Origin of the sequence: Pedobacter polaris, assembly GCF_005116505.1 — a bacterium.
Classification (GTDB): domain Bacteria; phylum Bacteroidota; class Bacteroidia; order Sphingobacteriales; family Sphingobacteriaceae; genus Pedobacter; species Pedobacter polaris.
Map to the genome: position 1 here is coordinate 203199 of NZ_SWBR01000002.1, position 12902 is coordinate 216100.

Annotated in this window: 7 protein-coding genes; all 7 read right to left on the reverse strand. The window is 34.1% G+C overall.

Annotation, left to right across the window (positions count from 1 at the left end; translation table 11 throughout):
- Positions 1-19 precede the first annotated feature (19 nt).
- The 7 genes from FA048_RS07175 to FA048_RS07205 all read right to left on the reverse strand — a co-directional run bounded on the left by FA048_RS07175 (position 20) and on the right by FA048_RS07205 (position 12729).
- Positions 20-1636 carry a CTP synthase gene (locus tag FA048_RS07175; protein ID WP_136839561.1) on the reverse strand — a complete coding sequence of 539 codons (1617 nt, stop codon included), beginning with the start codon at positions 1634-1636 and terminating at the stop codon, positions 20-22.
- A 342-nt stretch (positions 1637-1978) separates the two neighbouring features.
- On the reverse strand, positions 1979-2743 hold the full coding sequence (locus tag FA048_RS07180; protein WP_136841224.1) for a GLPGLI family protein: 765 nt from the start codon (positions 2741-2743) through the stop codon (positions 1979-1981).
- A gap of 4 nt (positions 2744-2747) precedes the next feature.
- Positions 2748-5525, reverse strand: coding sequence for an outer membrane beta-barrel protein (locus FA048_RS07185; RefSeq protein WP_136839562.1), 2778 nt, complete (start codon positions 5523-5525; stop codon positions 2748-2750).
- A gap of 219 nt (positions 5526-5744) precedes the next feature.
- Positions 5745-6626: a glycoside hydrolase family 16 protein gene (locus tag FA048_RS07190; protein WP_136839563.1), complete on the reverse strand. Its 882-nt coding sequence runs from the start codon at positions 6624-6626 to the stop codon at positions 5745-5747.
- Positions 6627-6681: 55 nt separating this feature from the next.
- Positions 6682-8094, reverse strand: coding sequence for a PKD domain-containing protein (locus tag FA048_RS07195; protein WP_136839564.1), 1413 nt, complete (start codon positions 8092-8094; stop codon positions 6682-6684).
- 11 nt (positions 8095-8105) lie between these two features.
- Positions 8106-9617, reverse strand: coding sequence for a RagB/SusD family nutrient uptake outer membrane protein (locus tag FA048_RS07200; protein WP_169306831.1), 1512 nt, complete (start codon positions 9615-9617; stop codon positions 8106-8108).
- A 10-nt stretch (positions 9618-9627) separates the two neighbouring features.
- The gene (locus FA048_RS07205) at positions 9628-12729 is read right to left on the reverse strand and encodes a SusC/RagA family TonB-linked outer membrane protein (RefSeq protein WP_205943450.1); all 3102 of its coding nucleotides are present in this window, start codon (positions 12727-12729) and stop codon (positions 9628-9630) included.
- Positions 12730-12902 lie beyond the last annotated feature (173 nt).

The following is a 12902-nucleotide window of genomic DNA, read 5'->3' on the forward strand; positions in this document are numbered from 1 at the left end:
ATGTTGTTTTAAACTTGTATTAAATTGTTTTCTTTTTGGTATGCTCCATCGCAGCGGCGACAAATTTAACAAAAAGTGGGTGAGGATTTGCAACAGTTGACTTTAATTCTGGATGAAATTGTCCACCAACGAAAAAAGGATGGTTTTTTAATTCAATAATCTCTACTAAATTACTGTCAGGATTAATTCCTGAAGCCATCATTCCCGCATCTTCATATTGCTTTAAATATTTATTATTAAACTCATAGCGATGTCTGTGTCTTTCGGTAATATGCTGCTTTCCGTATGCAGAGAAGGCTTTTGTTCCTTTTTTAACATCACAAGGATAAGCGCCTAAACGCATTGTTCCACCTTTTAAAGTCACGCTTTTCTGTTCTTCCATCATGTTAATTACAGGATGTTCAGCATTTTCATCAATTTCTGTAGTGTTGGCATTTTTTAGTCCCAATACATTTCTTCCGTACTCAATAACTGCGCATTGCATACCTAAACAGATACCAAAGAAAGGAATTTCATTTTCTCTAACGTATTGGATCGCAGTAATCTTACCTTCAATACCACGGCTACCAAACCCAGGAGCAACTAAAACTCCATGTAAATGGCTTAATTTTTCCTTAACGTTATCAGCATAGATACTTTCTGATGGAATATATTCTACGCGAACTTTACATTCGTTTTTCGCACCGGCATGGATGAAAGATTCGCTAATGGATTTATAAGCATCAGGTAATTCTACATATTTACCCACTAAGCCGATTTTAATGTCAGCTGTAGGATTTTTTAAGCGCCCTAAGAAATCTTTCCAGCTTTCCATATCTGGTTCGCTTTTAGATGGAAGTTTTAATTTACTTAAAACGGTTTTATCCAATTGCTCTTTCATCATCAATAAAGGCACACTATAAATAGAAGAGGCGTCTATTGATTCGATTACAGCATTTACATTAACGTTACAAAATAAAGCGATTTTTTTACGAATATCTGGACTAATGTGATGTTCTGTACGGCATACTAAAATATCTGGTTGAATGCCATACTCTAACAATGCTTTAACAGAGTGTTGTGTAGGTTTTGTTTTTAATTCTCCTGCAGCAGCTAAATATGGAACCAATGTTAAGTGAATTACAATTGCATTGTTTGCGCCTTCTTCCCACTTAAATTGACGTACAGCTTCTACAAATGGTAATGATTCGATATCTCCAACTGTCCCGCCAATTTCTGTAATAACAATATCGTAATCTCCGCTATCGCCCAAAATACGCATGTTGCGCTTAATTTCATCGGTAATATGCGGCACAACTTGAACCGTTTTGCCTAAATAATCGCCAGCTCTTTCTTTATTAATTACATTCTGATAAATACGACCGGTTGTAATGTTATTTGCCTGAGAAGTAGGGGTGTTTAGAAAACGCTCATAATGACCTAAATCTAAATCTGTTTCAGCTCCATCTTCTGTAACAAAGCATTCACCATGTTCATAAGGATTTAATGTTCCCGGATCAATATTGATATAAGGGTCGAATTTCTGGATGGTTACACGGTAACCTCTTGCTTGTAAAAGTTTGGCTAATGAAGCGGAGATGATGCCCTTACCTAGTGAGGAAGTAACACCGCCCGTAACAAAAATATACTTAGTCATGTTTGTGAGTTTGTGAAATTAATTAGGTTTTAAGACCTTTTTAATTGTTTTTGTACGGGATACAAAGCTACACAAAATTCTGATTTGAGCAGTATTTGTTTAAATAAATTATTTGGTTGACAGTGAGCAAGTAACCACAATTGTCATTCCGACTTTGGAGGAATCTGTTTAATAGACCTTACTTCTCTATGATTGAGATTTGAGAAATCGAAAAAGAATGGTAGTAGTCTTTGGCAAAACCAGACCTTCTTTTTGCTGCTGCCGATGAAGAATCGGCATTCGCGTCAATAAGGTTTATAATGCAACTTTGTGGTTCTTTTGGACGTCAGTTCCCCTCAAAGTCTATAACAAAAACCCATACAAATTCTTCTTTATGTCCTCTATTTTGCGAGGTTTTTTCTTGTCATCGTATCTGGTATACATTTCAATTAACTTTTTGAATTCTTTCTCATTATCTGCTCTTTTGCCTTTTGTAGGCTGAGAAATTTCATAAATAGGAACATTTACTGCTTCAACTTTTGTAGCAAACCATGTTGTGTTATATCTTGGGATGGCTAAGCCCAATATCATTCCAGGTAAACCAGTAAATCCCTCTGGACCACCTTTTAATAAAATTTCATCTGTATAAAATGCAACAACATATACACTGTCATTAATTACAGCAATTGCTTTTCTGCAATCGTAACCTGCAATTTTTCTAACATCGTGCATTATTTTCCAGTCTAAATTCGGAATGGTATCTGGTAAAATATAATCTTCACCCATAATTGATTTTTTAATTACACGAGACTTTTTACTAATGTCTGTATACATTTCGGCGGTATTCTGACCAGATGAAAAGGCAAACATATTATCACTTACATTGCTTTCTTTTTTCTGAGCTTTATAACTAGCCGTTGTTTCGTTAAAACTGTAATCCCAGAGCGTAATTACATATTTTTTCATTTTATCTTTAGCATCATCAGATATCCATGTATTGTTAGCCATCTGACGTTGTAAGTTTAACTTCTTCTCATAAGTAATTTTTGCACTCGTTACGAACTCATTTTGAGCTTTAACACCTATTATTAAGAAAGCCAGTAGGAATGTTAATATTGATTTTTTCATCATCTTATTTTTTATCTGCTTTAGCAAAATTTCCGCTTAAATTGTAAGTTAATCCTATTAAAAAGTATCTAGGTATGTAACTGTATGTTGATTCATTGATGTAATTGCCACTAACATATCTATTATAGCCAATTTTTTCATTTAGAATATCAGAAACCGAAAGCTTCATTTCTAATGCATCTGTTTTTAACATTTTTTTAGAGAGGTAAGCATTCCAAATATATACGTTTAATGGAGTTTTAAATGATGCATTTGGTGGTCTGTATGATAATGAAATTGAGGTATTGAACTCGGTTTTATAAGGCAATTGAATTGTTCCATTTATTTCGTGATTGTGGGTAAATGTTTTACCATTATTAATTGATCCAGTTGTAGAATTGCTATTTTGGAAATTAAATGATGGTCTATAACTTAAATTTACTTTTTGTGTGTAGTAACTCACATTTGGCGTAAGCGATATATTTTCATTAAAATTCTCGTTTTTAACCTTGTTAATAATAGAGACAGAAGTTGAAGCATTATACCCAACACTTATGCTCGTTCTAAGGTGAAGTTTACTAAAACCTTTTTGATAAGATGCATTAGCATACATGCTTTTATTACCATTTAGGTTAATGTAACTTGTAACCGTTTTGTTGGAGGTTAAATCTACAGTTTGAGTAGAGACAATGGCATTATTTGTAAAGTTATAACTAATATACCCATACATAAATTGCTCTGATTTAAATTGATAACTGTTAAAATTAAAACTGAAATTGTTGCTAAAAGATGGTTTCAGATTTAAATTACCAACTATTTCATATAATGGATTGCTGATTTGCCTAATTGGCTGCAATTGATCAACTCGTGGTTGATTGGTACTTCCACTATAGTTGATTGAAAAACTAGTGTTTTTACTTAATTTATAATTGAAATTACTTCTAGGTGCCCAGTTTAAATAATTACGACTAAACTTATTGTTTCTATCTAAATCATTTAAATCAAAACTAGTTTGCGTAGCTTCAACACCACCTGATAAAGAGAATTTTGTTGCCCTAAATTGTAGCACTACTTTAGCAATATTAGAGAAGTTATTGAAATCGAAGTTATTACTTAAAGAATCGATACGTTTTCTATTTAACAAATTGTCGTAAACCATTTTATTACTTGATGATTCAATAGTTTTAAAACTATAAGCTGTTTGTAAAGACCATTTTTTACCTAATGGTTCTGTGTAAGAAAATCTTGCTCCTAAAGAGGTTTGCTTACCAGAATTGTCCTTAAAGAGATCTAAAGTCCTAGTATTATCAAGTGTACCTGCAGGTTTATAGAAATCTGTAATATTTAAACTGTTTTCAATACTGCTATTGTTCTGCGTTTCCGGCTGTAAATCTATTGATAAGGTTCTTCCTTTCTTTTTAGATTTTCTGGTGTAATTAATATTTCCATTAAATAATTCACTATCTCCATTACCACTAGTGATTTGATTGTTTCTGCTTGCAAATAAACCAGCCTCATTTGTAGATTGACTGTAATTGATGGCATTGTTTTCACTTGTGTTCTTTTTTCCGGCAAAAGAGATTTTCATGGTGGATAATGAATCAACAAATATTTCAAAATTTCCCTTCAGATTTTGAATTGTCTTTCTAGTATTATCAGTAGTTCTACCAGAGTTAAAAAAAGAAGTTCCATCTGGAAGTAAGTTTTGACCGTTTGATGTTCTATTGTCTAAAACTCGATTGTCATTATTTTTGTAATTTAGTTTTAAGCCTAGTTTATTTTCATTCCATTTATCAGAAAAGTGAGCGCCAAAAGTAGTATAATCTGGCAAACCATTAGTAGGAGAGAAGTAATCATCCGAATCTCCGGCAGACATATATGAAATTGTACTACCATCATCAAGTACTTCAATCATATCGTAATCTCCACCTTTTAGTTTAGACATTGCAGCTGTAATTTTCGAATCTTGATTTAAATTAGATGAATTACCATAAACAGCCGCTTTCAGTTTACCTTTATAAACCCCAAACATACCTCCTATATTTTTATAATGATCTAGGTCACTATTGGCGTCCAATGTAGAGAGGTAGCCATTTTTAGCGTTGTCTTTTAATTTGATGTTGATAATTTTTTCTTTTTTTCCATCCTCAATCCCGGTTAATTCAGTCTCCTTACTTTTTCTATCATAAACTTGAACTTCTTTAACCGCACTGGCCTTTAAATATTTTGTAGCTAGCAATGGATCATCACCAAAAAACTCTTCGCCCTCTACCAAAACAGTATTTACATCTTCTCCTGCTGCTTTAATTGCTCCATTTTTATCAACTTCTATTCCTGGTAACCTTCTAAGTAGGTCTTGTACATTAGCATTGGGTTGCACTTTAAAACTATCTGCAGCAAATACAATGGTATCACCTTTCATTTTTATAGCTGCCTGTCTTTGAGCCTGAATGATTACCTCATTTAGTAAAAATGTTTTGGTTTCCATGTGAATAGAACCAAGATTAAATTTAGAACTATCCGATAATCTAATGTCTCTTACATAATCGGCCATTTTTGGATAAGAAATGAGCAAGGTATAGTCTCCATTTTTTAAGTTTTTCATTTCATATTCGCCTTTGGCATCAGCTCTTACAGACATTACAAGAATAGAATCTTTAACTCTAATTAATGAAATAGAACTGTTTTGTAATTTCTTTTTTTGTAGGGTATCTACTACAGAACCTTTAATACTAGCTTTTTGAGCAAAAACAGTAACAATAGAAAAACTCAGGATGAAAATTAAGAATAGTTTTTTTAGCATATGAGAGTGTATGTGTTTGATTTTTTGTGTGTTATAACGAAAGTAGCCTTAATTAAAAACGCAATTTGTTAAAGTCTTGTTAATTAATGTTAAATACTATTGGTTAAGAATGCTTTGCTAATATATAACTAATTTATTAGTTTTTGTATGTTCAACTAAAATTTTAGTCAAAAAAAATGCCCAGCATAAGCTGAGCATTAATAGGGGAGATTTTAAATTCTATTTTTCTATCATCTTATAATAGCGTACATAATCAATTTCAAATTTTTGTGGAAAAATACTATCGTCAATTCCTTGAGCGCCACCCCAATCTCCACCAATAGCTAAGTTGAGTAGTACATGGAATCTTTTGTCAAAAGGCCAAACTTTATAACCAGTACCTTCATTGGCAAATTCGAAAACTAACACATTATCAAAGTATCCTCGAACTGCATAAGGTGTCCAATCTACTCTATACAAATGGAAAGCCGTACTTGCATCAGCAATCAGCTTACTGCTGGTTTTAGCCGTATTGATTTTGAAGTAGTATGCTTCTGTATGCGTACTAAAATGAACTTTGTTCTGATCGTAACCAACGTGTTCCATGATATCTATTTCACCTGATTTTGGCCAATCTCCATAAGAACGGTCTGTTGGTAACATCCAAATCGCTGGCCAAGTTCCCTTTCCAGTTGGGAGTTTTGCTTTCACTTCAATTCTGCCATAAGTTACATCCATTTTATTTCTGGTTACCAAGCGGGTAGAAGTGTAAGCCATACCGTTTAAGTTTTCTTTTTTTGCAGTAATGGTTAGCAATCCGCCTCCAACATTTACATTTGAGGGAGAATTAGTATACAATTGCTTCTCATTGTTACCCCAACCAGATCCACCCAAATCATAATCCCATTTGGTATCCAAAGGTAATCCTGTATAATCAAATTCATCAGACCAATTTGGTGTAGCCTCAAAGGTCCAATTTTTGTCTACAACAACTGTTGGAGTAGGCGGAATAATAATTGGTTCTTCTACACCTTTTCCAGAAGAACAAGATTGACAAGATAAGATTGAGCCTGCACTAAGTGCAATTAGAAAGAACCCTCTTCTTTTAGTTATAAATTTCATAGTAGCTTAATTTTTTACAGTCTGGTTAACTAAAACCAGACTGTAAGATTATATCTTATTTAAATTCGAAATCGTCAATATAGAAGATACCAGGATGCGGATGACCTTCACCACCTAATTGGACAACTATTTTATCGTAAAGTGTTTGTGCAGCGGATGCAGAATAATCAAATTCTAATTGGATCCATTGGTTTTGTTGAGTAATTGAAATCGTTTTAACAATTTCTATTTGAGTTTGCCAAGCATTACCACCTAATAATGAGTTTTGAAGTTTAACAGAAACTTTTGGCTCAACCTTAGTAAAATCATTTGCACCAGAAACAAATACTTTTAATCTAATTTTATTTTTAGCTGCCAAATCAAAACGATAAGGCATAGTAACATTTAAGTTCCCGTATTGTCCATCATTTCCTGTTCTTTTTTCATAATAACCAACAGTAGCTGATGTGTTTACGCCAATTTTAAATGGATTTGTATAACCTCTTGAGAAATCTATATTCTCAGCATTCCATGTAACCGTACCAGTTGCTTGAAAATCGTCTGAGATGTTTGCTGGTTGCATTGGTTTCTGCACCGGAGGTATAACTGGTCTAACATATCCTTTTCTAATTAATTTTAAATACCAAGCATTACCAGCATTGGATTTATCTAAACATCTTAACCACATTTCATCAGCTGTTAAGGTTAGAATTTGATATTGCGATACGCCTAAGTAATATGATATAAATCCATTATTGCTAATAGTGATATATTTTTTACCATTATTTTCGGTGATCAACCAAGTCATGTTAGTGGGAGGTGTATAATTTACAGTTGGGTCACTGCTTCCGGTTGGCCCACCAATACCTGGTGCATTAGATGCATTTGCAAAGGTTGTTCCATTATTAGCATAAGTATACTTTAATGAGTTCATGTTAAAAGTCATCTCATCATCGTAAAATCCATTTGTTGCTTTTTCATTTGGACCAGCTTGATACCAGTTAGGTTCTTGTAATGCAATCTCACCAACACCTAAGTGACCAACTTGCGTTTGATCTATAACCCAAATTTTGCCATTGGCATTAGTTAAACCACCAGAAAGTAAAGTAAAAGCTGGATCGGTTAACATTGCTGGATTTGTGTTTGCAATTGTAATGGTCTTGGTACTTGATGCATATCCACCATCAGTAACTATGGTTAGTTTAACGGTATATGTACCGGCTAAAGGATAAGACGCTTGTGCAGAGTTGCCTTCTGCAGTTGCTCCATTACCAAAATCCCATATTGCTTTAAAACCTGGAGATGTATTGGTAAATTGGACAATATTTGCATTTGCTGTTGTTGGAGTAGCCGTGAATTGAACCTGGGCTGAAGTAGGAGCTGCTCCCAATTCGCCATCAGTCTCTGATTTTTTACAAGACCCCAATAGTAACATCATACCTAAACTAATCCAGATTGATGTTTTTATAGTGTTTTTAAATGATTTCATTTTCTTGATGATTAATTATAACCTGGATTTTGTTTAATAATTCCTTTGGTAATGTCAATTTCAGTTTGAGGAATTGGTAAATACTCGCTTTTATTAGCTTTAAAACCAACAGTGCCTAAAACTGTAACAGCTTTACCAGTACGTACCAAATCAAAGAAACGATGACCTTCTGTTGCCAATTCTAATCTACGCTCATTGTAAATATTATCAAGCGTAACAGCAATAGAACCTAAACCAACTCTGCCCCTTACAGCATCTAATAGCTCTTTAGCTCTGGTAGGGTTTGTACCAGTTTTAACCAAAGCCTCGGCTTGCATCAAGTATGTATCAGCTAATCTAATTTCTATCTCATTAATTGGCCAATTTTGTTCGGCAACGCCACTAGCTGAGCGATAAGCTTTTAAAGGAGCATATTTTTTAATAAAATAATCTGTGTTTTGATAACGGGCATTGTAGGTTGCACCACCAGCTTTTAAAGCAGTACCATCTATTATAGTTGCACTAAAGCGTGGGTCTGTTTTTAAAGCATTAACTAAATCTAAGGTAACAGGACAGAAACCCCAACCACTAGAGTATGTATCGCCATTATAGCTATCCATTCCAATAAATTGGGTTCCAACATTTCCTTCACCACCATTAATCCAACCCCAATCTCCCCAAGCAGCATTGTTAGAATGAGGGATTTCTAAAATAGATTCAGTGTTGAATTTATTGGCAGGGTTAAAAATATCTGCATATACAGGCATTAAATTATAGCCATATACATTACCAACTTTATTAATGTCTTCAAACAAAGTAATAGCTTCGGCTAATTTTGCATTGTCATTTTGGTACAATAAAACTTTACCTAGTTGTGCTTTTGCCGCACCCATAGAAATTCTGCCTTTTTCTGTAGCAGAAATAGTAGGAGGTAAGCCAGGATAAGCCTCTCTTAAGTCTTTTTCTATTTGGGCATAAATTTGAGCAGGAGTAGATTGAGCCTGATTGTATAAATCTGCAGTAGGTAAAACAGTTATAATTAATGGCACCCTACCAAATAATCTTACTAGATCAAAGTAAAAATAGGCCCTTAAAAACTTTGCCTCTGCAGTTACTCTGGTTTTAAAAGGAACACTTAATGTTGTGGCATTTTCAATCTTGCTTAAAATTAAGTTAGCACGGTTAATACCAGTAAAGTTTTTATTCCATAATCCACCTTGCGGGCCAATTCTAGAATCCATATTAAAATTGTCAAAAGCAACCCAATTAGGTTGATCAGATGCATTACTTCCGCCAGCCCAAGTATCGTCTGATGCTGCACTTAATAACGGCATTTTCATGGTATAACCACCTGTTGTTCCCCATTGCATTACATCGTAAACAGAGATTATGCCCTGCATTACTTCAGTTTCATTTTTGTAGAAGTTGTCTTCGAGCGCAGTTCCCTTTGGGGTAAGCTCCAAGAAATCTTTTTTACATGATACGAAAATCTGCATGATCGCAACTATTGCGATTGTACATTTTATATATTTATTTTTCATCATTCTATTTTTATTAAAAACCAACATTTAACCCTGCAAAAAATGTCCTAGCCTGCGGATAAAATCCACGGTCAACACCATAACTGCCACCACCAATCTCTGGATCGTAACCAGTGTATTTTGTGAATGTAACTAGGTTGTTGGCCATCACATAAAATCTAAGTTTGTTTAATCCAGCTTTGCTAACCAATTTTGTTGGTAAAGAATAACCAATCTGCAAAGTTTTAATTCTGAAATATGAACCATCTTCTAAAAATAAGCTAGATACACGACTGTAGTTTTTATTGTCATCTTGAAGTGTTAATCGAGGAGTAACATTACTTGTTCCTTCACCTCTCCATCTATCTAAAATTGCAGTAGTGTAGTTTGCAGTTGGTAAATCAAATCTTCTTAATGCATTAAATACCTGATTACCAGCAACACCTTGACCTAACATAACGAAATCAAAACCTTTGTAAGCTGCATTAATTGTAAAACCGTAGGTGAAATCTGGGGTTGGATCACCAATAATTTCTCTATCATTATCGCTAATTAAACCATCACCATTTAAATCGATGAATTTAATATCTCCTGGCTTAGCATTAGGTTGAACTAAAGCGCCTCCGGCATTTTTATAGTTATTTATTTCTGCCTGATTTTGGAATAAACCATTGCTTCTATAGCCATAAAATGATCCAATTGCATGGCCAATTACAGTACGTGTAACTTCTAATCCTTGAGGTGTTACAGTCTGCCCTCCTAAGAATTCTTTATCATCACCTAAGAAATCGATATTGTTTGTTAAGAATGAGCCATTTGCCGCAACTTTGAAAGAAAATTCTCCAATTCTTTTGTTGTAACCAAGCTCTAATTCGAAACCTTTATTAGATAAATCTGCAATGTTACCAATAGGACCAGAGTTACCTACATAACCTGGTACTGCAATTTGCAACAACATACCTGATGTTTTTTTGTGATACCAGTCTGCAGTAATTGTGAAGTTGCCAAATAAAGTTGCATCTAAACCAATATCAGTAGAAGATGTTTCTTCCCATCTCAAATCTGGATTTGATAATGCATCAGGACTAACGCCATTGTTTAAACCTGCTGATGTTCCTAAAGTGTAATTTCTTCCACCACTTACTGTAGATAAATATCTAAAATCTCCAATATTATCATTACCGGTAATACCATAAGATCCTCTAAACTTTAAAAAAGTAACTACTTTGTTTTGAGGGAAGAAACTTTCTTTACTGGCAATCCACCCCACAGAACCTGAAGGGAAGTAACCATATTTGTTATTCGGGCCAAAACGTGATGAACCATCTCTACGAACAATTCCAGTAAATAAATATTTTTCATTGTAATCATATGTTAAACGAGCAAACATGGAGTTTAAAGTGTTTAAGTATTCACCACCGTAAAAAACATCGTTAGTTCTTGAAACCGGAAATTGTAAAGAAGCATCTTTTAGGTTATTAACTGGAATGCCATCCTTAGAGCCGCCATTGGTTTCACCTTTGTTTTTTTGAGCAGAATAGCCTAATAAAACAGTAAAGTTGTGTTTTTCAATTGCTTTATTATAGCTAATTGTATTTTCTAAAGACCAAAATAAACCTCTATTTGAATTTCTGTTATAAGAAGTAATTGTTGTTTGGTTAATTGAATTTAAGAAATAGATAGGAGTGAAGCCTTCGTTACCCCAAAAAGCTAAATCAACACCGCCTTGTGATCTGATTTTTAAGCCTTTTATAGGTTCAACCTCTACAAATGCATTTCCTACAACTTTGTCAGACCAACCTTTTCCTTGAGCAACAGCTAATGCGGCTATAGGGTTTAGAATTTCAGATTGAGCATAAGATGAAATCCCATAAGGTAAGCCTTGTGAATTTCTAACAACAGGATTTCCAGTATATAATGGTAAATTATATTTTGCAGGATCTGTTTCTACTATTGGAGTAAGTGGATCAATGTTTATAGCTCTATTAAGTGGAGAACCATATTCTGTATTTGTACTTACACCAACAGAATTGGTTCTGGTATAACCAATTGTTTGTCCGAATTTGATTGCTTTAGTTATCTGGTGCTCTGAATTGAAACGAGCTGTAAATCTTTTGTATTGTGAATTGTCAGACGCAACAATACCATCTTGATCAAAATAACCAAATGAACTGTAATAAATTGATTTTTCTCCACCACCACTTAAGCTTAATTCATGGTTTTGAATTTTTGCACTATTATTAAATATTGCTGATTGCCAATCTGTTCCAACACCATATTGAGATGGGTTTGGAAAACGTGGCGCTGCAACATTTGGATTTGCAGCAAACTCTGCTTCATTATATAAGGTAGCATATTGAGTTGCGTTTAGTAAATCTAACTTCCTTGCTGGAGCTTGAGTTCCTAAATAGGTATTGTAATTTACACTCATTTTACCACTTCTGGTACCTTTTTTTGTTGTTACAATAACAACTCCATTTGCAGCTCTAGCGCCATATATCGCTGCTGAAGCGGCATCTTTTAAAACCTCGATAGACTCAATGTCAGATTGGTTAAGGTAATCAATACCACCGCCAACTTGCACACCATCTACTATGTATAATGCATCACTATTGTTAATTGAAGTTGTACCTCTAATCCTTAACGTTGCTCCATCACCTGGTTGTCCAGAACTAGTTGTAATTGTTAAACCAGCAGTTCTACCTTGTAAAGATTGCTCAATACGCATTACTGGCATGTTTTCTAGATCAGATGCTTTAACTTGTGAAATGGCACCTGTAACTATACTTTTCTTTTGTGTGCCATAACCAACAACAACAACCTGTTCTAACTCATTTTCTGTGTCTGTTAGTACTACATTGATAGGTTCGTTGCTATTAATCGCAAACGTTTGCGTAGCCATACCAATTTGAGAGAAAACCAATACTGTACCAGCCTTTGGTACTTTGATTCTAAACTCTCCATTCTGGTTAGTCGCTACACCAATTTTAGTGCCTTGAATTAATACGGAAACACCAGGGATCGGTAGGCCGTCTTTAGAAGTTACTTTCCCTGATACATCAATTTCTTGTGCCCGAACGGACAAAGAAAAAAGCATGGAAAACAGCAAAAGAATGAACGTAGATTTTCCTTTCATAACAAATAATTTAAGTTTATATTTTGGTTAATATTATTTGTCTAGTTTTTAGATAAAACCTGCCAACTTAGACAAATACGTTAAAACAAATATAAACTCACTATTACCCTTTTGTCAAAAAAACACCCACTACAATACCCATACAAGAACAACTTTTTTCTTTAAAAACGATA